Source organism: Streptomyces sp. NPDC057486, assembly GCF_042802415.1.
GTDB classification, from domain to species: Bacteria; Actinomycetota; Actinomycetes; order Streptomycetales; family Streptomycetaceae; genus Streptomyces; species Streptomyces yanii.
In genome coordinates, this window is sequence record NZ_JBHVEE010000078.1 from 13,261 (window position 1) to 34,360 (window position 21,100).

The following is a 21,100-nucleotide window of genomic DNA, read 5'->3' on the forward strand; positions in this document are numbered from 1 at the left end:
GCGTCAAGATGTACGCAACAGCTCTTTCCTTCACCCCTATTGCCTTGAGTACACCGAGCACGTAGATTTCCGGCGCGTTAATTGAATCGTTTGAACGACGTTTCAAGTGAACCTGCGTTCCGGGTCCCGGTGCTTCGCGCCCCGGTGGACCCGACAAGGAGCAACATGAGCCTGCGACGGCGAACCGTACTGACGATGGGGGCCCTGGCCGGTGCGGCCGCGACTTCCCTGCCCCTGACGGCAGTTCCCGCGGCGGCGGAGGAAGGCAAGGGCAGCACCGTTCCGCGCGGCTTCGGCGACCCCGAGTCCGGTGTGCGCCCCAAGTTCCGCTGGTGGTGGCCCGACGCGCTGGTGAACACCCGTGAGATCGCGGACGAGATCGGGAGCATCGCCGCCGCCGGTTTCGGCGGCGTGGAAATCGCGGCCGTCACCCACAGCCTCAGCCGGCAGATCGATGCCCAGCGCTACGGCTGGGGCACCCCGGCGTGGACGGCGGCCGTCGAGGCCGCGCTGCGAGCAGCGAAGCGGCACGACGTGGTGGTGGACCTGACGGTCGGCCCGGCCTGGCCGGCCGCGGTTCCCTCGATCACCCCGGACAGCACCGCGGCGGCCAAGGAACTCGCGCACGGCCAGGCCGTGGTGGCGCCGGGCGAGACCTACTCGGGGCCGCTTCCGGCCGCCGTGTCCGAGGCCTCCGAGGATGTCACCGTCCAGCGTCCGCTGCTGGTGCAGGCCGTCCGGGTCGCCACGGGCAGCTCGGCCGGCGCCGTCCCCGTCGTCCTGGACCAGTCCAGCGTCACCGACCTCACCTCGGCGGTGCGCGGCTCCACCCTGACCTGGACCGCGCCTGACGACGGCAGCTGGCTGGTCATCGCCTACTGGGAGCGCGGCTCCGGCCAACGCCCGGAGGGCCCGGCACACACCGCCCCGCTCTCCTACGTCGTCGACCACTTCAGCGACGCGGGCACCGGCGCCGTCACCGGCTTCTGGGAGAAGCACATCCTCACCCCGGAGATCCGGTCGCTGTTGCGCGACGTGGGCGGCGCGCTCTTCGAGGACTCCATCGAGTTGGAGACCGACGCCACCCTGTGGACCCCGAAGCTGCCCGCCGAGTTCGAGCGCCGCAAGGGGTACTCGCTGCTGCCGTACCTGGCGACCGTGGTCGAGAAGAAGGAGAAGCCCGTCTTCAGCTTCGGCCCGGCCGTCGACAAGCCGGTGCGCAGCGACGTCATGGACGTCATCACCGAGCTGTACGTCGAACACCACCTGCGTCCGCTGCAGAACTGGGCACACACTCTGGGCCTGAAGCTGCGCATCCAGCCGTACGGCCTCGAGACCGACGCGATCTACAAAGCGGCGATCCTGGACATCCCCGAAGGCGAGTCCCTCGGCTTCAAGAACCTGGACGACTTCCGGTGCCTGGCGGGCGGCCGGGACATGGGCGGCCGGCTCGTCCTGTCGAACGAGGCCGGCGGTGTGGCCAACGGCGCCTACTCGACCACCTGGTCCGCCACCTTGAAGAAGCTGGTCATCCAGTACGCGGCCGGCGTCAACCAGGCGGTGTTCCACGGCTTCGCCTACGCCGACGCGCCCGGCGCCGCCTGGCCGGGCTTCGCCGCCTTCTCGCCGTACAGAGGCGGTGCCGGGTACGGCGAGGCCTGGGGCCCGCGCCAGCCGACCTGGCAGCACGCCGACATCGTCGCCGACTGCCTGGCCAGGATCCAGCAGGTGCTGCAGACCGGGGTCAACCGGGTCGATGTGGGGGTGCTGCGGCAGAAGGGCTACGCGGGCTCCGGGCTCGGGGCGCCCTGGTTCACCGGTGACGGCGTGCCCGTCGGCTGGACGCACACCTTCCTCAGCCCGCGTCTGCTCGACCTGCCCAGTGCCGTGGTACGCAACGGCCGGTTCGCCCCCGACGGCCCCTCCTGCAAGGCTCTGGTCGTCGACGGCGACGTCATGAGCGGCCGTGAACACACGCTCCAGCTCGATGTGGCCCGGAGACTGGTGACCTACGCGGACGCGGGTCTCGCGATCATCCTGATAGGCAACTGGTCGGACGCGCACGTGCCCGGGATGCCCGCCGCCGCGGACGACAACACCCGGCTGCGCGAGCTGCTCGTGGAGCTGCAGAAGCGGCCCACCGTGCACACCGTCGCGGACCGTCCCAACGTGCCCGAGGCCATCGAGGCGCTGGGACTGCGGCGCGACGTGGAGTACGCCGAGTCATCGATGCTGCTGCACGCACACCGCCGGGACGACGACGCGGACTACTTCTTCTTCGCCAACGACGCGGTCAGCAAGAAGGGGTCGACGGGTTCCCGGATCCGCCACGATGTCACCCTGACCGGCCATGTCCGCGGGGCAGTCCCCCACCTGCTCGACCCGTGGACCGGTTCGGTCACGCCGCTCGCCGCGTACACCCGCACCGAGGACGGGCGGATCCGTCTCACCGTGGACCTGGCGCCCGGTGCCGTGAGCATCGTGCGGCTGTCCCGGCCCACCGGTGGCGTCCTTGCTCGGCACGTCACCGCCACCCACGCCGACGAGGTGGTCACCGCCGACGGCCGGACGTTCGAGGTGCGGGCCGCCGCCGCGGGCGCCTACCGCACCACGTTCGACAACGGGCGCTCGGTGAACGCCGTCGTCCGGGCGGTGCCCGCGCCGTTCGCCCTGAAGTCGTGGAAGCTGGACGTGGAGGACTGGCAGCCGGGCTCGAAGGCCACCGAGACCGTCCGGGTGCGGCACCAGCTGTCGCTGCCGGACGGACTGCTGCCGTGGTCGCAGATCATCGGGCTGGAGGACGTGTCGGGCGTGGGTACCTACCGCGCGGCGTTCACCCTGGGCGAGGAGTGGACCGAGGGGACCGGGGCGCGGCTGGAGCTGGGCGAGGTCTGCGACACCTTCCGCATCCGCGTCAACGGCCGGGACCTTCCGCCGGCGGACCAGGTGACGCGGGTGGTGGACCTGGGCTCGCGGCTGCGGCGGGGATCCAACACCGTCGAGGTAGAGGTGGCGACGACGCTGCTGAACCGGCTGCGGGTGGCCGATGCGCCGGTGTTCGGCGCCGCCACACGTCAGGCGTACGGGCTGCTGGGCCCGGTGCGGGTGGTGCCGTACGGGACCGCGACCGTGCGCGCGTGAGCAGGGCATCGCGGTGAGCGCGCGGGCCGGGGCGGAGACCAGGTGTCCCCGCCCCGGCCCGCCGTGTCGTACGGGGAGGACCGGGAACGGGAGGCGGCCGGGGCGGCCGGGCCGCGTGGGCATGGCAGAACGCAGAACACCGGGGTCCGCTCCCCCGGCTTCGGGAAGCGGACCCCGGTGTTTCCAGGCCCGGCATCGCGGACCTCGACGCTCCTGAGCCCGGCATTGCGGACCCCGGCGCTCCGGACCCTGGTGCTCCGTGGCCCCGGCGTTCCTCAGCCGCCGGCCGTGCTCGACTGCCGTACCACCAGCTCCGGCGGGAGTACCACGTGTTCGTGCCGGTGCTCGCCGGCCTTCTCCCCCGTCTCCTGCAGCAACAGGTCGGCGGCGATGGAGCCGATGGCGTAGGCGGGCTGACGCACCGAGGTGAGCGGCACGGTGGCCGCGGCCGCGAACTCGATGTCGTCGTAACCGACGATGGCGATGTCGTTGGGCACTCTCACCCCCGCGGTGTACAGCGTCTGGAGCACTCCCAGGGCCAGCAGGTCGTTGGCGCAGAACACCGCGGTGGGCCGCCGCGCCAGTCCCAGCAGGCGGGCCCCGGCGTCGCGGCCAGCGGCCACGTCGAGGCGGTCGGTGGGCAGTTCGTGCAGTGCCTCGTGGGGCAGCCCCGCCTCGTGGAGGGCCGCCAGGGCGCCCGCCCGCCGGTCCTGCACCTGTTTGAGATGCTCGGGCCCGCTGACGAAGGCGATCCGGCGGTGGCCTGCGGCCGTCAGGTGCCTGATGGCCAGGGCGCCGCCTGCCACGTTGTCGACGGCGACCGAGCAGCCCTCCTCGTTGCCGTCCACCCGGTCCACGACCACGAAGGGAATGCCGAACCGGCGGAACTCGCGCAGTGTACGGCCGCTGGAGTCGGCAGAGGTGACCAGTGCCCCGCGCACCCGTTGCTCGGCGAAGAGCGCGAGGTAGTCCGCCTCCTCCTGGACGCTCTGGCCACTGTTGCAGACCATGACGCCCAATCCCGCGTCGCGTGCGGTGCGTTCGGCGCCGCGCACGACGTCGACGAAGAACGGGTTGCCCATGTCCAGGACCAGCAGCGAGACGATACGGCTGCGGCCGGCCCGCAGTTGGCGGGCGGACTCGCTGCGGACGTAGCCGAGGCGGGCGATCACCTGCTGGACATGGCGGCGGGTCCGGTCGGAGACCCGTTCGGGGCGGTTGAGCACATTGGAGACGGTGCCGACGGAGACCTTCGCCTCCCGTGCCACGTCCTTGATGCCGACTGCGGACCGGTCGCCCGTCGTACGCCTCGCCGAGGCGCCTTCTCGGTCGGCTCCGCGAATGACGGGGCCGTCGGTCGGCGGGAACGGCAGGGAGCCGTCCGTCCCGGAGAAGCCCAGCCCGGTTCTCATGGCAGGTGGAACACCTCCGTGAGGGGGAGCATGGCGGCGTCGGGTGCCCGGCCGTCCAGCTCCTCGAAGAACTCGGACATCTCGGCCTGCCACCGCGCGTTCACGTCGGTGGCCTCCATGGCGGCGCGGGCCGCGTCGAAGTCCTCGGTCTCCAGATAGCCGACCAGCAGACCGTCCTCGCGCAGGAAGAGCGAGTAGTTGTGCCAGCCGGTCGCGGAGAGCGCATCGCGCATCTCGGCCCACACGTGCTGGTGGCGTTCGCGGTACTCCTCGGCCCGGTCGGGCCTGACCTTGAGCAGGAAGCAGACACGCTGCATGTCATGTCCTTGGTGGGTGCGTACGGGGGTGGGACCGCTTCCCCGCGGTCGCGGCGGAGCGGCCCCACCTGTGCTGGGATCAGAACTTGTACTGGTCGATGTTCTTCGCGTCGAAGACGGTCGGCTTGCCGAGGGAGACCACGCCGTCCTTGCCGATGGTGTACGTCCCCATGCCGCCGGCCTTGAAGGTCTGCCCCTCGGCGCCGGTGATCTGGCCCGACTGCAGGGCGACGGCGGTGCGGGCAGCAAGCTCACCGAGCTTGTTCGGGTCCCACAGCTCGAAGGCGTCGACGGTGCCGTTCTTGACGTAGGCACGCATGTCGTTGGGGGTGCCCAGGCCTGTCAGCTTGACCTTGCCCTTGTACTTGGAGCCGGACAGGTACTGGGCAGCGGCCTTGATGCCGACGGTGGTCGGCGAGATGATCCCCTTCAGGTCGGGGTACTCCTGGAGCAGGCCCTGGGTCTGCTGGAAGGACTTCTGGGCGTCGTCGTCGCCGTAGGCGACCTTGACCAGCTTGATGTCCTTGTACTCGGGCTTCTTCAGTTCCTCCTTCATGAAGTCGATCCAGGTGTTCTGGTTGGTGGCGGTCTGGGCGGCGGACAGGATCGCGATCTCGCCCTTGCCGCCGATCTGCTTCGCCATCTCCTGGACCTGGGTACGGCCGAGGTCCTCCGCGGAGGCCTGGGAGACGAAGACCTGGCGGCAGTCGGTCTTGGTGTCGGAGTCGTAGGTGACGACGCTGACGCCGTTCTTCATCGCCTGCTTCAGCGCGGTGCACAGGGCACCGGGGTCCTGGGCGGACACCGCGATGGCGTTCACCTGCTGCTGGGTCAGGGTGTTGACGTAGGAGACCTGGCCGGAGGTGTCGGTGCCGCTGCTGGTGCCGACCTCCTGGTAGGTCGAACCGAGCTCCTCGACGGCCTTCTTGCCGGCCGTGTCGGCGATGGTGAAGTACGGGTTGTTGACCTGCTTGGGCAGGAAGGCGATCTTCAGACCCTTCTTGGTTTCCGCGTTGGCGTCGGCCTTCCCGGTCACAGCGGAACCGGACTTCTTGTCCGTGTCGTTCTTGGTGGTTCCGCCGCAGGCGGTGGCGCCCAGGGCGAGAACGGTGACGGTGGCGACGGCGAGGGTGAGCCGACGGGTTCTGACGGTGGCGAGAGACATGAGCGTCCTATCGTTGCGAAGTACGGCTTTGTACGGGGGTGTCGAGTGGTTCGGGGCACGGCGGACGGCGCCGCTCCTCCTCCCGGGAAGGGCTGCCGACGGTGTCGGCTTCCCTTCAGGAGGTGGCGGCCGGCGGTCTCAGGGGAACCGCGGTCGCCTTTCTGCGAGCCCTGCTCTGGGCGATCTGCCGGCCGACGCGCGGGGCGAGGACCGAGACCACCAGCAGGACACCGGTGACGACGATCTGGGACTGGGCGGAGACGTTGAGCAGGCTCATCACGTTCTGCAGGGTGCCGAGCAGGAACACACCGGCGATCGCGCCGCCGAGAGTGCCCTTGCCGCCGTCGAAGTCGATGCCGCCGAGCAGGACCGCGGCGATGACGGAGAGTTCGAGGCCGGTGGCGTTGTCGTAGCGGGCGCTGGCGTAGTGCAGGGCCCAGAAGACACCGGTGAGCGCGGAGAGCAGACCGGTGGTGACGAACATGGACAGCTTCAGGCGCTTGACGCGGATGCCGGCGAACCGGGCCGCCTCCTCGGAGGCGCCGATCGCGAACAGCGAACGCCCGACGGGGGTGGCGTGCAGGACGATCACCGCGATGGCCAGCAGCACGAGGAACGGCAGTGCGGCATACGGGATGAAGGTGTCGCCGATCCGGCCCGCGCCGAAGTCCAGGTACTGGGAGGGGAAGTCGGTGACCGAGTCGGAGCCGAGGATGATCTGGGCGATGCCCCGGTAGGCGGCCATGGTGCCGATGGTGACGGCAAGGGAGGGCAGGCCGAGGCGGGTGACGAGCAGTCCGTTGATCAAACCGCAGACCACACCGAGCAGCAGGCACAGCGGGATGATCGTCTCGATGCTCATGCCCTCGTTCCACAGGGCACCCATCACCGCTCCGGACAGGCCCGCGGTGGAGCCCACCGAAAGGTCGACCTCGCCGGAGACCACCAGCAGCGTCATGGGCAGCGCGATCAGGGCGATCGGCAGGGTGTTGCCGATCAGGAACGAGACGTTGAGCGCGTTGCCGAAGTTGTCGACGAACGAGAAGGAGCACAGCAGCAGGACGACGAACAGGGCGCCCACCGCGGTGTCCCAGCGCACCGTGCCGCCGAGGCCGCGCCGGGCCGTGGCCTTCGTAGTGGTGTCAGTCATGGCGGGCACTCCTCATCTGTGCGGCCTTCTTGCGCAGCACTGCGGCGACCCGCAGGGCCAGGATCCGGTCGACGGCGATGGCGAGCAGCAGCAGGATGCCGTTGATCGCGGTGACCCAGACCGAGCTGACGCCGATCGCGGGGAGCACGCTGTTGATGGAGGTGAGCAGGACGGCCCCGAGCGCCGCTCCGTAGACGCTTCCGGAGCCGCCGGTGAAGGCGACGCCGCCGACCACGACGGCGCTGACGACGGTGAGTTCGTAGCCGTTGCCGGTGGCGGAGTCGACGTTGCCGAAGCGGGCGAGGTAGAGGGCGCCGGCGAGTCCGGCGAGGGCGCCGCACAGGAGGTACGCGGTCATGATGCGGCCTCGGACCGGGACACCTGCGAGGCGGGCCGCCTCGGGGCTGGAGCCCAAGGCGTACAGGTCGCGTCCGCTGCGGTAGCTGCGCAGGTAGTAGCCGACCGCGAGGAGTACGACGAGGGCGAGCAGGGCGAGGTAGGGAACCGCCCAGATGCCGTCGTGGCCGAAGCCGACGAAGCCTTCGGGCAGCGCGTCCGCGGTGATCTGACGGGAGCCGACCCAGATGGAGTCGATGCCGCGGATGATGTAGAGGGTGCCGAGGGTGACCACGAGGGCGGGCACCTTGCCGAGGCTGACCAGGGCGCCGTTGAGGAGCCCGAAGAGCGCTCCGAGCGCGACTGCGAGCAGTACGGCGAGCAGCGGGCTGCCCCCGCCGTTCAGCCAGTTGCCGGCGGCGAAGGCGGAGATGCCGAGCACCGAGCCGACCGACAGGTCGACGTTCCGGGTGATCACCACGACGGCCTGGCCGGTGGCGACGAGGGCCAGGATGGTCGCGTTGAGCAGCAGGTCCTTGATGCCCTGCTCGGACAGGAACTCGCCGTTGTAGATCTGGGTGGCGCCGAGCATCACCACGAGCACGGCGAGGACTGCCAGTTCGCGCGCCTTGAACATCTTGTCGATGAAGGTGCGCGCGCCGGCGGTCCGGGATGCGGGTGCGCTCCGCACCGGTTCGGCGGTCGTGGTCATGCCGCGTCCCTCCCTCGGGCTGCGCGGCCGGTGGCCGCCGCCATCACGGTCTCCTCGGTCGCCTCCGCGCGCGGTATCTCCGCGGCCAGGCGGCCCTCGTGCATCACCAGCACCCGGTCGGCCATGCCGAGGATCTCCGGCAGGTCGGAGGAGATCATCAGCACCGCGACGCCCTCGGCGGCGAGCGAGGAGAGCAGCCGGTGCACCTCGGCCTTGGTGCCGACGTCGATGCCGCGGGTCGGCTCGTCCACGATCAGCACCTGGGGCGCGGTCGCGAGCCACTTGGCCAGGACGACCTTCTGCTGGTTGCCGCCCGACAGGGTGCCGACGACGTCGGCCAGTCGGGCGTACTTCACCTGGAGCTTCACGGCCCAGTCGACGGCGCGGTCGCGCTCGGCCCCGCGGTTCATCAGGCCGGCGCGGGTGGTTTCGGCGAAGCCGGTGAGCCCGATGTTGCGTTCGATGGACATGTCCATCACCAGTCCCTGGGCGCGGCGGTCCTCCGGGACGAGGGCGAGGCCCGCGGCCATGGCCAGGCTCGGAGCACCCGGCTTGAGCTTCTTGCCGAGCACCTCGACCTCGCCGCCGTCCCAGCGGTCGACGCCGAACACGGCCCGTGCCACCTCACTGCGACCCGCTCCCACCAGGCCGGCGAGGCCCACGATCTCGCCGCGCCGCACCTCGAAGGACACGTCGGTGAAGACGCCCTCACGGGTGAGCCGGCGCACCGTGAGCGCCGCCTCGCCCGTCTCGGTCTCCTGCTTGGGGTACAGCTCGTCGAGGTCGCGGCCGACCATGCGGCGCACCAGGTCGTCCTCGGTGAGTCCGGCCAGCGGCTCGCTGCTGATCCAGGTGCCGTCGCGCAGGGTGGTCACCCGCTGGCACAGCTCGAAGATCTCCTCCAGGCGGTGCGAGATGAACAGCACGGCGGCGCCCTGCTCGCGCAACGTCCTGACGACGCCGAAGAGGCGGGACACCTCGCTGCCGGTGAGGGCGGCGGTCGGCTCGTCCATGATCAGCACGCGGGCGTCGAAGGAGAGCGCCTTGGCGATCTCGACGAGCTGCTGGTCGGCGATGGACAGTCCGCGGGCGGGCTGTTCGGGGTCGAGGTCGACTCCGAGGCGAGCGAAGAGGGCGGCGGCGGCCTGCTTCACGGCGCGGTGGTCGACCCGGCCGAAGGAGCGGGTGGGCTGGCGGCCCACGAAGATGTTCTCGGCGACCGAGAGGTCGGGGAAGAGCGTCGGCTCCTGGTAGATCACGGCGACGCCCGCGTCACGGGCGTCGGCCGGGCCGTGGAACTCCACCGGCGATCCGTCGAGCAGCACCGTACCGGTGTCGGGCCGGTGAACGCCGGCCAGGGCCTTGATCAGGGTCGACTTGCCCGCACCGTTCTCGCCGGCGAGGGCGTGGGCCTCTCCGGCGTACAGCCGCAGGGAGACTCCGCGCAGGGCCCGGACGGCGCCGAAGGACTTGCTCACCTCCTCCAGCGCGAGGACCGGAGTGGCATCCGGTTCGGGTTGCGTCATGTGTCTCTCCATGGGGGTCAGGGTCGGCCAGGGGATCTGTGCACGCCGAACCGTGCCGATGCGATCACCCGGCATGAAATGTTTCAGTGAGGTTGCCCGGAAGCTAGCCCTGCCCGCCCCTCAGGTCAAGGGGTCGACTTCGGCGCAACGGGGCGAAACAGGAGAAGGGCAAGCAAGTACACCGGCCAATCCCCCATGACCTGTACGGAATAAGGCCTGTCTGCGGGCAGCGGAAGACCAATAACACGATTGCGTAACGCGGCAGCCTTCAGCGGAGACCCTTGACGCCCGCGAAACTCGGGGCTAGCTTTCCCGTGTAATGAATCGATTCACACATTTGTGTGTCTGCCGGCCCAGTTCCGGGCTGTCGCGCTTCCCGAGGTGAACATGACTGACATCGCTGCCGTGAAGGCCGCACTCGCCGGACAGCGGATCGAGACGCCGTCCTGGGGCTACGGCAACTCCGGTACCCGCTTCAAGGTGTTCGCCCAGGCAGGAGTGCCACGCACCCCGTGGGAGAAGCTGGACGACGCGGCGAAGGTCCACGAGTTCACCGGGGCCGCGCCGACCGTCGCGCTGCACATCCCCTGGGACAGGGTCGATGACTACGCGGCGCTCGCCTCGTACGCCAAGGAGCGCGGCCTGAAGCTGGGCACCATCAACTCCAACACCTTCCAGGACGACGACTACAAGCTGGGCAGTGTCTGCCATCCGGACGCCACCGTCCGCCGCAAGGCCCTGGACCACCTCCTCGAATGCGTCGACATCATGGATGCGACCGGTTCGAAGGACCTCAAGCTGTGGTTCGCCGACGGCACCAACTATCCCGGCCAGGACGACGTCCGCGAGCGCCAGGACCGGCTCGCCGAGGGCCTGGCGAAGGTGTACGAGCGGCTCGGCGACGACCAGCGGCTGCTGCTCGAGTACAAGTTCTTCGAGCCTGCCTTCTACACGACCGACGTGCCGGACTGGGGCACGGCGTACGCCCACTGCCTCAAGCTGGGCGACAGGGCTCAGGTCGTCGTCGACACCGGGCACCACGCCCCGGGCACCAACATCGAGTTCATCGTCGCCACCCTGCTGCGTGAGGGGAAGCTCGGCGCCTTCGACTTCAACTCCCGCTTCTACGCGGACGACGACCTGATGGCCGGCGCCGCCGACCCCTTCCAGCTGTTCCGGATCATGTACGAGGTGATCCGCGGCGGCGGCTTCACCCCGGACGTCGCCTTCATGCTCGACCAGTGCCACAACATCGAGGCCAAGATCCCGGCGATCATCCGTTCGGTGATGAACGTCCAGGAGGCCACGGCCAAGGCGCTGCTCGTCGACCGTGCGGCGCTGACGGCCGCCCAGCGCTCGGGCGACGTGCTCACCGCGAACGCTGTACTGATGGACGCCTACAACACGGACGTACGTCCGCTGCTGGGCGAGGTGCGTGAGGAGCTGGGCCTGGACGCGGACCCGGTCGCCGCGTACCACCGTTCCGGCTGGGCGGCAAAGATCGCCGAGGAGCGGGTCGGCGGGGAGCAGGCCGGCTGGGGCGCGTGAGCGCCGCGGCGGATTCGGCCGGGCCGCCACGGGACCGCGAGCGTGCGGCGGTCCCGCCGGAACGGCATGGATCCGCCGCACGGCCGCCCGCCAAGGCGGCACGGTTCCGCGCGCCCCGACGGAGCCGCACGGCCGGCGCCTCGGCTCCCCGCGCCCTTCGGGGCTTCCGAGCACAAGCAGACACTCTCTCTTAAGGACTAGGAACATGGCTCCCCATCCCGAAGCCGCGGCCCTGCTGGCCCGGTCCCGCCGGCTCGGCGCCGACCCCCGCAACACCAACTACGCGGGCGGCAACACCTCCGCGAAGGGCACCGAAACCGACCCGGTGACCGGCGGCGACGTCGAACTCATGTGGGTCAAGGGGTCGGGCGGCGACCTCGGCACCCTGACCGAGTCGGGTCTGGCCGTGCTGCGCCTGGACCGGCTGCGCGCCCTCACCGACGTCTACCCCGGTGTGGAGCGCGAGGACGAGATGGTCGCCGCGTTCGACTACTGCGCGCACGGCAAGGGCGGCGCCGCTCCGTCCATCGACACCGCGATGCACGGCCTGGTGGACGCGCCCCACGTCGACCACCTGCACCCCGACTCCGGTATCGCACTGGCCTGCGCCGCCGACGGCGAGAAGCTGACCGCCGAGTGCTTCGGCGACAGCGTGGTGTGGGTTCCCTGGCGCCGCCCCGGCTTCCAGCTCGGCCTGGACATCGCGACGGTCAAGGAGGCCAACCCGCAGGCGATCGGCTGCATCCTGGGCGGCCACGGCATCACCGCCTGGGGTGCCACGGCCGAGGAATGCGAGCGCAACTCGCTGCACATCATCCGCACCGCCGAAACCTTCCTCGCCGAGCACGGCAGGGCCGAGCCGTTCGGGCCGGTCGTCGAGGGGTACGAGGCCCTGTCCGAGACGGAGCGCCGGGATCGGGCAGCGGCACTGGCACCGTACATCCGGGCTCTCGCATCGCAGGACCGCCCGCAGGTCGGCCACTTCACCGACTCCGACGTCGTCCTCGACTTCCTCGCCCGCGCCGAGCACCCCCGGCTCGCGGCGCTGGGCACCTCCTGCCCGGACCACTTCCTGCGTACGAAGGTCCGCCCGCTCGTCCTCGACCTGCCACCGGCCACGCCCCTGGACGAGGCGGCCGCCCGGCTGAAGGAACTGCACGCCGCCTACCGCGAGGAGTACGCCGCCTACTACCAGCGGCACGCGGAGCCCGATTCCCCCGCGATGCGCGGCGCCGACCCGGCGATCGTGCTCGTCCCCGGCGTCGGCATGTTCTCCTTCGGCAAGGACAAGCAGACCGCGCGCGTGGCCGGCGAGTTCTACGTCAACGCGATCAACGTGATGCGCGGAGCCGAGGCCGTCTCCACATACGCGCCGATCGAGGAATCGGAGAAGTTCCGCATCGAGTACTGGGCTCTGGAGGAGGCCAAACTCCAGCGGATGCCGAAGGCCAAGCCGCTCGCCACACGCGTCGCGCTGGTGACGGGCGCGGGCAGCGGCATCGGCAGGGCGATCGCCCGCCGACTGGCCGCCGAGGGCGCGTGCGTCGTGATCGCGGACCTCGACGCGACGAACGCGCAGACGGTCGCGGACGAGCTGGGCGGCCCCGACAGGGCCGTCGCGGTCACCGTGGACGTCACTTCCGAGGAACAGATCACCGAGGCGTTCAAGGCAGCGGTACTGGCCTTCGGCGGCGTCGACCTGGTCGTCAACAACGCGGGCATCTCCATCTCCAAGCCCTTGCTGGAGACCACCGCGAAGGACTGGGACCTCCAGCACGACATCATGGCCCGCGGCTCCTTCCTCGTCTCCCGCGAGGCGGCCCGCGTGATGATCCAGCAGGAGCTGGGTGGCGACATCGTCTACATCGCCTCCAAGAACGCGGTCTTCGCCGGCCCCAACAACATCGCCTACTCCGCCACCAAGGCCGACCAGGCCCACCAGGTACGGCTCCTGGCGGCCGAGTTGGGCGAGCACGGCATCCGCGTCAACGGCGTCAACCCGGACGGCGTGGTCCGCGGCTCCGGAATCTTCGCCGGCGGCTGGGGCGCGCAGCGCGCGGCGACCTACGGCATCGAGGAGGAGAAGCTCGGCGAGTTCTACGCCCAGCGCACCCTGCTCAAGCGCGAGGTACTCCCCGAGCACGTCGCGAACGCGGTGTTCGCGCTGACCGGCGGGGACCTCACACACACCACCGGCCTCCACGTCCCGGTCGACGCCGGCGTCGCCGCCGCCTTCCTGCGATAACGCAAACGCTGTCACCGGCCAAGGGCGCACCGCGCCCGGCCGGTGACAGCCCGCCGACCCCGCCGGCGCCGGCCCCGCACCGCCGGCCCCGGCTTCCCCCGCACGGGGTACGTCCGGACGGTTCACCACCGCACAGGCCCTCCGGACGTCCCCGTGCGCCCACGCCCACGGGGCCGAGGACGGCAGGGGCCCCGCGCGCCCGGTTCCCTGCCGGGCCGGCAAGGCCACGTCACGCCGCTCCGGGCCCGCCCCCTCCATCGACACCACCGCACGCCCCGCGGAGGAGCCACCTCATGACCACCACCCCACCCCCCTCCGCGTCACCCGCCCTGTTCGCCGCGGCCGACCTGGGTGCCACCAGTGGACGAGTCGTCCTCGGCGAAGTCGCGCCGGACCGCCTCGTCCTCACCGAGCTGCACCGCTTCGCCAACACACCGGTGCGGCTGTCCGACGGGCTGCACTGGGACGTACTCGCCCTCTTCCAGGGGGTCCTCGACGGGCTGCGCCGGGCCGCCCGCAGTACCGACGGTCGAATCGCCTCCGTAGGGGTGGACAGCTGGGCGGTGGACTACGGGCTGCTGGACCGTGACGGCGCGCTGCTCGGGCACCCCTTCCACTACCGCGACAGCCGCACCGACGGTGCCGCCGACACCGTGTTCTCCCGGATCGACGCCCAGGAGCTGTACCGGATCACGGGCCTTCAGCACCTGCCCTTCAACACCGTCTTCCAGCTCGCCTCCGCGGCCGGAACCGCCCAGATGGACGCCGCCCGTACCCTGCTGCTCGTCCCCGACCTGTTCATCCACTGGCTGACCGGAACCGTCGGTGCCGAGGAGACCAACGCCTCCACCACCGCACTCTTCGACGCCCGCACCGGCACCTGGCGCCCCGACCTCCTCGACCGGCTCTCCCTCGCCCCCGGCCTGCTGCCGCCGCTGCGCGCACCTGGTGACTCCGCGGGCACCCTGCTGCCGCACGTCGCCGCGTACACCGGACTCGGCACCAGCACCCCGGTGACCACGGTCGCCTCCCACGACACCGCCTCCGCCGTCGTCGCGGTACCGGCCGCCGACCCCCGTTTCGCGTACATCTCCTGCGGCACCTGGTCCTTGGCGGGACTGGAGCTGAACTCCCCCATCCTGAGCGAGGAGTCCCGGAAGGCCGGCTTCACCAACGAGCGCGGCGTCGACGGCACCATCCGCTACCTGCGCAACATCATGGGCATGTGGCTCCTGGAGGAGTGCCGCCGTACCTGGGCGGCGCAGGGTTTGCCGACGGGACTGCCCGAGCTGCTCGCCGAGGCCGGCCGGGCCCGGCCGTTCGTCTCGGTGGTCGACCCGGACGCGCCGGAGTTCCTCGCCCCCGGTGACATGCCGGAGCAGATCCGCGCCTACTGCCGCCGCACCGGGCAGCCTGTCCCCGGCAGTCAGGGCGCCCTGGTGCGCTGCATCGTGGAGAGCCTGGCACTGGCCCACCGTCGGGTCCTGCGGCAGGCCGCGCGGCTCGCCGACCACGACATCACTCAGGTCCATCTGGTGGGCGGCGGTTCGCGCAACGAGCTGCTGTGCCGACTGACCGCCGACGCCTGCGGGCTGCCGGTGGTGGCGGGCCCCGCCGAAGCCACCGCGCTCGGCAACATCCTCGTCCAGGCCAGGGCCGCCGGTCTGGTCGGTGACCTCTCCTCGATGCGCCGACTGGTCGCGGACACCCAGCAGTTGCGCCACTACACGCCCGGCGGCGACCCCGCCGCCTGGGACGCGGCCGAGGCCCGTCTCGCGCCGGCCGGAGAGGACCTGTGATGCGTATCGCCTCTTCGCCACCTGTGTGAACGACGCCGGCTTCCGGCCATGGCCGTCGCCACCGTGAAGCTCCTCGAAACCAGCCGGAGTGCGGTCGATCGCTGCACCGCCCACCGCCGTCACCGGGCCGTCCTCCCTCCGGACGGCAGCAGACGGGAGCCCGGCAGACCGTGGGAGCGGCGAAGCCGGCCGGCAGACCGCTGAGCGCGGCCGGCGAGCTGCGGGTCGACGTGGTCCGGAAGATGATCACGCCCCGCGTTTGACCCGGACTTGGCCAACCGCCGGACGAGCGAGGAAGCCCCCCAGCAAGCCGCTGAGCCGATGTAACCGAATTTCGATTGCCTATTCGAGTCGGACACCGGAGCATGGGTCGACTGAAAGCGATTTCGCTACCGATAGGCACACATAAGTGACCCTGCACGACGAACAACGCCAGACCCTCACCGGCCCCGATGGGCTGCCGGTTCTGACCTACATCCAAGGCACTCGCGACGGTCATCCCTGGGCCGACCTCGCCGAGGTGGTCGGCCCCGATCCAGTGCCGTCCATCCTCACCAGCATGTCCGGGTGGGCCGTGTCAGGATCCGTGGAACTTGGCGAACAACTGATGCAGCACGGCGCACATGTCATGCGACACGCCCACAGCATGCACTTTGACCTGGCCTCCGGCCCTTCCCCGTCCGAGTGGTCGACCACCGACCTGCCCGACGGACTCCGCATCGCCCCCTGCGACCGTCCGGCCCGTGACCTGTTCCCGGCGTGGCGGGCTGCTTTCTCTCCCGAACATCCGGATCACTCGCACGGAAGCGACGAGCAGGCACTGGACACACAGCTGGCCCCGCTGCTGACCGGCGAAGTGCTGGGGCCGGTCATGCCCTGCAGCACACTGGCGACAGATGAAGCAGACCGCGTGATCGCCGGAGTCATCGTTACGAACCGTGACGGCCTTCCGTGGATCGCGACCGTCTTCCGCCGGCCAGATCCCCGCTATGCCGGTCTTGGCTCCGTGCTTCTGCGCCGGATGCTGGCAGACGCCGCGGCCTCCGGTCTCACGGAGATGGCGCTGGTGGTGAGTGACGGCAATCGCGCCCGTCATCTTTACGAGAAGCTCGGATTCAAGCTCACCAGCACCTCCCTGACCGTCCTCGTCCCCTGACCCTGAGGTCTGGGCTCCACTTCGCGTTCAGGGTGTCACCACCAGGGGCCTGACGTCGGTGCGGACGAGGCCGGCCATTGCTTGGCGGTGGTGGCGGGTCAGGGCGGGGTGGACGAGAAACGTGGCTGCGTCCAGGATCGGGTGTCCAAGTCGAGGCGGCCGGCGAGGTCGAGCTGCGACCGATCGCGGTGCGGCCCCCGTCGGTCGCGGCGTGGGCCTGCTTCGGTTGTGAGTAGTTGAGGTGCCGAAGGCCGCCCTCGCGTTCGACCTCCGAGGTTGAAGATCAAGTTAGTATGGCGGAAGCCGATGTACAGGGCACCGGGTACCCGCCGCGCGTACCACCGCCCCGAACGGGGCCACGCCCACAGGCGCTCCCATGCCGGAAACCCCGGCCCGATTCCGACGGGCCGGGGTTTCCATGTCATGCAGATACCCGCGTCACCACCTGTGGAGGTGGTTCCTTACCACTCCTTGCCGTAGTGGTCCCGGACCACCCGGAAGCTGCCGACGACACCGTTTTTGACGAACACGCCGCCACGGATGTGCTGACGGGTGAAGACACCGTTGCTGGTGCTCCAGGGACCGACCGTCGCAACCGGGGAACCGTTGTCGCAGGTCGCCCCGCGGAAGAACTCAACAGTCCGGCGGCTGTCGTTACGGACGTTGAAGCTCCGGGCGCCCAGACCGCTCACCACCGTGATGCAGCCGTCCTCACCACGAGCCGAGTACGACCGCTCGTTGATGAAGATCCGGCCCTCCTCCTTGTAGCGGAAACCACCACGCTCGTTGCCGCCACCGTAGCCGCCACCGCCGTAGCCGCCCTCGTTCCCCTTGCCTCCGTTGCCGTTCCCGTAACCGTTCCCGTTCCCGTAACCGTTCCCGTTCCCGTTCCCGTAACCGTTCCCGTTCCCGTTGCCGTTCCCCCTGTCGTTGCCGTTCCCGTTGCCCCTGTCGTTGCCGTTCCCGTTGCCGTTCCCTCTGTCGTTCCCGTTGCCGTTGCCGTTGCCGTTCCCGTTGCCGCCGTCAGCCAGCGGAGCAACAGCTTGCTGAACTGCCGGGGCGGACCCGGAAGCCGAGGCATACGTAATGCCGGTAGTAGCCAGAACCGCTGCGCCTGCTACGGCAGCGGTTACAGCGACTGTGCGCGTGGTCATGTCACTTCTTCCTGTCTCAGAGACGTCGGCTGGGCAGCCGACCTGAGACGAACGTACTTACCGCGCCATTACCTGTCATATCGGGATAGATCCACGGCATGACACCACAGGGCCGACCGGGTGTACGCACCCCACCCCCCGTCCACTCCAGAATTATCTGACGGGTCATCAAATAATAGGCAAGTAAGCCCTCCTGGCACAGGATTAGCCCTTCCGGGCGACATGCGCCCACCCCCTCACCCTCTCGGCAGCACCCCACCCCAACCCATCACCCCCCACAACACCCAAAGACCACACCCCACCTCCACGCTGAACAACCATCACCCAGCGCCCCACCGCCCCGCCCATCACCGTCCCGCCACAGCCAACACACCCTCACCACCCCAGACCGGCCACACCCGCACCAACCGGCACCACGACGGCGCACGCCCCCTCGCAGCGGTCGACGAAGTTTCAGGACCTTTGGCCACCCATGCATATGCGGCGCTCACGCCATCGAGCGGCTGCGACCTTTCCGACTGCCGCTGGGAGGCCGGTTGCCCGTTGATGGGCCGTGGGCGTGTCGCCGCGGATCATGCCGGACGGGCCGCGGGAGTGGTCCGAGCCGCTGCTCCTGAAGCCGAGCACAGGTTTCGCCACCCGGACCGGTCCGGGACATCGGGCCGCCGCCGGCATCGCTGTGGCGGCTCGGGATGACCAAAGACGGTGTACTGCGGGAGAGCCACCTTCACCGGGGGAAGCGGCACGACGACGATCCGTCGGTCCTTGCGCCGGAATGGCAGGCCGGCAAGCAGGCGTCTTGAACTCCTCACGCAATGCGGGACGCAGGCGTTGCCGGCAGATGGCCGCAGAGCCTGGAGTGAGGAAGTCCTGGTTGGATGTCGGCCTTGGCCGCCCAACGGATACGCAGGCCGCGGAAGCGGTTCACGGAGTCGACCGAGGCCTGGGAAGCGACGCGCCTCCCGTCGATCGTGACAGCGCCGAAGAGTGAGGCCCTCCCCGCCTCACTCATTCACAGATCCGGGAGGAAGGGCCCCTTCCCGGCCACCACGCAGACCGCCGTCCTCGCCATGACCAGCACGTTCAGACCAGCATCGATCCGGCGGTCGGCGGCGGACAACCTCCGGTCCCGCCGTTCCGGGTCGCACGTCCCCCTCGGCTCAACTCCGGACACGGAATGAGCTCGAACGGCTACTCCTCGCGTTCGTACTCAGCCTGCGCCCGCTTCTTGTCGAGTTCATCCTGGGCGGCGCGGTAGATGTCGCTGACGACCTTGCGGACAGCCTGGGTATCGGCCCCGGACGAGGCGTCCCGGATTCGGTCGGCCCACTCATCTACGCCTTGCAGATTTTCCGATTTCTCGCTCATATGACATTTGTACTCTTTTGAGGCTTCGCTTGTCTCCTCCACCAGTAGGTGAAGCGGCACTGGAGACCGCCCACAGACCGCGGCGGCGTAGGTGGCAGCGGCCAGGCGGGCCATCGCGCCGGGACAGCCGCGGCGGAGGCGAGCCGGGCCGGATCAGCACCAGTCCGCCCCGATCGATGTCGCCTGTGACGATCGGGGCTGCGGCTGTTCGTCCGGCCGCCCCAGGCACCTCTGCCCCGATGTCGGCACGTCACAGACGGTCGCAGCCCGAGCCCGCAGAGTCCCCAAGACCTGTTCAGCCTGCCGCAGAGCGCTCCTTTGCTCGCGCAGGGCGCCGGCGAGAAGCGGCGGGAATCGCTGCCGACGCCTTGATCAGCCCGCTCCGGAGCTTCGTGGAAAGCATGTAGCGGCCCCGGTAGCCATTCATCGTCCTGCCTCAACTTCCGTCACCACGTTGCTGTGAGTGATATGCGTCAGGAGGCCAGCGGCACCGAGGACAAATATCAGATGTAGACGATGGGGCAGCCACGCCGGATCGAATGCTGGGCAGCGCGCAGGAACAGTGCGACGTAGAAGGCTGTGTCCAGGTCACCGCCCCACGACCCCGGTCGAACGGCGGCCAGTTCCTTCGCTGCTCCGTCCATGAACCACGCGGTCAGGTCGAGGTTGTCGCACATCGCCGGGGTCTCGGCCGGCAGGTCGACAGCTGCCGCCAGCTTCTCCGCGATCGCCAGGGCCTGAGGAGCGCCGGCGACCATGGTCGAATCCGTGTAGCCGGAGTTGATGGGCAACCAGATCTCCTCGTCGAGGGACAGGGGCACGAGCACCGTCCAGCCACAGACGGTCTCCACTTCCTCCCGTGACAGGTGCGCCTGACACGGCTGACATCGATCCGAGAGCCGACAGGCCGCGCTTGCGTCGGAGCGTGAAACCGACACGGCCGACGTCCGGCGTCCGGCGTCCGGCGTCCGGCGTCCGGCGTCCGGCGTCCGGCGTCCGATGCATCTTGATGCGGTTGACGCGCCCTCACGTCCGGGGACGAAGAGGGCGTGCCGGGCCCCCGGGCACACACCTTTCTCGGCCCGTACGCCGGACGCAGTGAGCGCATCACTGATCTGCGTGCGCTGCTCCGCGTCAATGCATGGCCGAGCTCTGCGAAGAACCTGAGCACCCCGACGCCGTGGCCGGCCTTGCCGCTGGCGGCCTCCAGCAACGCGGGCGTGCGCTCCGGCCGGCTTCCGGTCTGCGGTGACCGCACCCCGCGTCGCCTGCCGAGGCGACCCTGGCGGAAGCATGCCCGGCAGGGCTCTGCAAGGACGCCGCCCACCGGGCACGCGCGGCAATGGGCCCACGACGAACCGGATACCGACCCGCCCCGGGGGTGTGCCGAGGGATACCCCCGCATACCGGAAGCCCCGGCCCGATTCCGACGGGCCGGGGCTTCCATGTCATACAGATACCCGCGTCACCACCTGTGGAGGTGGTCCCTCACCACTCCCTGCCGTAGTGGTCCCGGACCACCCGGAAGCTGCCCACGACACCGTTTTTGACGAACACGCCGCCACGGATGTGCTGACGGGTGAAGACACCGTTGCTGGTGCTCCAGGGACCGACCGTCGCAACCGGGGAACCGTTGTCGCAGGTCGCCCCGCGGAAGAACTCAACAGTCCGGCGGCTGTCGTTACGGACGTTGAAGCTCCGGGCACCCAGACCGCTCACCACCGTGATGCAGCCGTCCTCACCACGAGCCGAGTACGACCGCTCGTTGATGAAGATCCGGCCCTCCTCCTTGTAGCGGAAACCACCACGCTCGTTGCCACCACCGTAGCCGCCACCGCCGTAGCCGCCCTCGTTCCCCTTGCCCTCGTTCCCCTTGCCCCCGTTGCCGGCGTTGCCACCGCCTTCACCACCGAGCGGAGCCGCGTCGGGGGCGGCCTGCTGGACGGACGGGGCAGCAGCCGGGGCGGATCCGGCGGCCGAGGCGTAGGTGATGCCGGTAGTGGCGATGACCGCCGCACCCACTGCGGCAGCGGTCACGGCGACGGTACGCGTCTTCATGTCACTTCTCCCT

At 69.8% G+C, this 21,100-nt stretch carries 15 protein-coding genes and 1 pseudogene; 6 read left to right on the forward strand and 10 right to left on the reverse strand.

Annotated elements, in window-relative coordinates; genetic code table 11:
• Window positions 1-165 precede the first annotated feature (165 nt).
• Window positions 166-3,141, forward strand: a complete 2,976-nt coding sequence (locus ACFU6I_RS30140; RefSeq protein WP_384372361.1) for a glycosyl hydrolase — start codon at window positions 166-168, stop codon at window positions 3,139-3,141.
• Between the two features lie 275 nt (window positions 3,142-3,416).
• On the opposite strand, the gene ACFU6I_RS30145 is transcribed toward ACFU6I_RS30140, so the two are convergent.
• The 6 genes from ACFU6I_RS30145 to ACFU6I_RS30170 form a co-directional block, all read right to left on the reverse strand.
• Window positions 3,417-4,553, reverse strand: a complete 1,137-nt coding sequence (locus ACFU6I_RS30145; protein ID WP_384372363.1) for a LacI family DNA-binding transcriptional regulator — start codon at window positions 4,551-4,553, stop codon at window positions 3,417-3,419.
• Entirely contained in the window at window positions 4,550-4,870 is a 321-nt protein-coding gene (locus ACFU6I_RS30150) for an L-rhamnose mutarotase (RefSeq protein ID WP_384372365.1), read from the reverse strand. The genes ACFU6I_RS30145 and ACFU6I_RS30150 overlap by 4 nt, the downstream gene beginning before the upstream one ends.
• A gap of 79 nt (window positions 4,871-4,949) precedes the next feature.
• A complete protein-coding gene (rhaS, locus tag ACFU6I_RS30155) occupies window positions 4,950-6,035 on the reverse strand; it encodes a rhamnose ABC transporter substrate-binding protein (protein ID WP_384372367.1) in 1,086 nt (361 codons plus the stop codon).
• A gap of 115 nt (window positions 6,036-6,150) precedes the next feature.
• Window positions 6,151-7,185 carry an ABC transporter permease gene (locus ACFU6I_RS30160; protein WP_384372369.1) on the reverse strand — a complete coding sequence of 345 codons (1,035 nt, stop codon included), beginning with the start codon at window positions 7,183-7,185 and terminating at the stop codon, window positions 6,151-6,153.
• Window positions 7,178-8,233: an ABC transporter permease gene (locus tag ACFU6I_RS30165; protein WP_384039295.1), complete on the reverse strand. Its 1,056-nt coding sequence runs from the start codon at window positions 8,231-8,233 to the stop codon at window positions 7,178-7,180. The genes ACFU6I_RS30160 and ACFU6I_RS30165 overlap by 8 nt, the downstream gene beginning before the upstream one ends.
• Window positions 8,230-9,759: a sugar ABC transporter ATP-binding protein gene (locus ACFU6I_RS30170; protein WP_384372371.1), complete on the reverse strand. Its 1,530-nt coding sequence runs from the start codon at window positions 9,757-9,759 to the stop codon at window positions 8,230-8,232. Before ACFU6I_RS30170 ends, ACFU6I_RS30165 begins: the two co-directional genes overlap by 4 nt.
• A 387-nt stretch (window positions 9,760-10,146) precedes the next feature.
• Between ACFU6I_RS30170 and rhaI the strand changes: the two genes are divergently transcribed.
• The 4 genes from rhaI (at window position 10,147) to ACFU6I_RS30190 (ending at window position 16,507) form a co-directional block, all read left to right on the forward strand.
• Window positions 10,147-11,307 (forward strand): L-rhamnose isomerase, encoded by a 1,161-nt coding sequence (gene rhaI / locus ACFU6I_RS30175; protein ID WP_384372373.1) that lies wholly within the window; start codon window positions 10,147-10,149, stop codon window positions 11,305-11,307.
• 205 nt (window positions 11,308-11,512) lie between these two features.
• On the forward strand, window positions 11,513-13,552 hold the full coding sequence (locus ACFU6I_RS30180) for a bifunctional aldolase/short-chain dehydrogenase (RefSeq protein ID WP_384372375.1): 2,040 nt from the start codon (window positions 11,513-11,515) through the stop codon (window positions 13,550-13,552).
• Window positions 13,553-13,845: 293 nt separating this feature from the next.
• Window positions 13,846-15,351 (forward strand): rhamnulokinase family protein, encoded by a 1,506-nt coding sequence (locus tag ACFU6I_RS30185; protein ID WP_384372377.1) that lies wholly within the window; start codon window positions 13,846-13,848, stop codon window positions 15,349-15,351.
• Between the two features lie 409 nt (window positions 15,352-15,760).
• On the forward strand, window positions 15,761-16,507 hold the full coding sequence (locus tag ACFU6I_RS30190; protein WP_384372379.1) for a GNAT family N-acetyltransferase: 747 nt from the start codon (window positions 15,761-15,763) through the stop codon (window positions 16,505-16,507).
• A gap of 461 nt (window positions 16,508-16,968) precedes the next feature.
• Here ACFU6I_RS30190 and ACFU6I_RS30195 read toward each other — a convergent pair whose 3' ends face one another.
• Window positions 16,969-17,661 (reverse strand): hypothetical protein, encoded by a 693-nt coding sequence (locus ACFU6I_RS30195; protein ID WP_384372381.1) that lies wholly within the window; start codon window positions 17,659-17,661, stop codon window positions 16,969-16,971.
• Between the two features lie 683 nt (window positions 17,662-18,344).
• On the opposite strand from ACFU6I_RS30195, the pseudogene ACFU6I_RS30200 reads away from it, so the two are divergent.
• Window positions 18,345-18,464, forward strand: a pseudogene (locus ACFU6I_RS30200) (RimJ/RimL family protein N-acetyltransferase); the annotation flags it as partial.
• A 388-nt stretch (window positions 18,465-18,852) separates the two neighbouring features.
• Here the strand turns inward: ACFU6I_RS30200 and ACFU6I_RS30205 are convergent.
• The 3 genes from ACFU6I_RS30205 to ACFU6I_RS30215 all read right to left on the reverse strand — a co-directional run bounded on the left by ACFU6I_RS30205 (window position 18,853) and on the right by ACFU6I_RS30215 (window position 21,087).
• Complete coding sequence (locus tag ACFU6I_RS30205; RefSeq protein ID WP_384372383.1) at window positions 18,853-19,029, reverse strand: hypothetical protein; 177 nt, start codon at window positions 19,027-19,029, stop codon at window positions 18,853-18,855.
• 503 nt (window positions 19,030-19,532) lie between these two features.
• Window positions 19,533-19,880 (reverse strand): hypothetical protein, encoded by a 348-nt coding sequence (locus ACFU6I_RS30210; RefSeq protein WP_384372385.1) that lies wholly within the window; start codon window positions 19,878-19,880, stop codon window positions 19,533-19,535.
• Between the two features lie 637 nt (window positions 19,881-20,517).
• Window positions 20,518-21,087 (reverse strand): hypothetical protein, encoded by a 570-nt coding sequence (locus tag ACFU6I_RS30215; RefSeq protein ID WP_384372387.1) that lies wholly within the window; start codon window positions 21,085-21,087, stop codon window positions 20,518-20,520.
• Window positions 21,088-21,100: the final 13 nt, after the last annotated feature.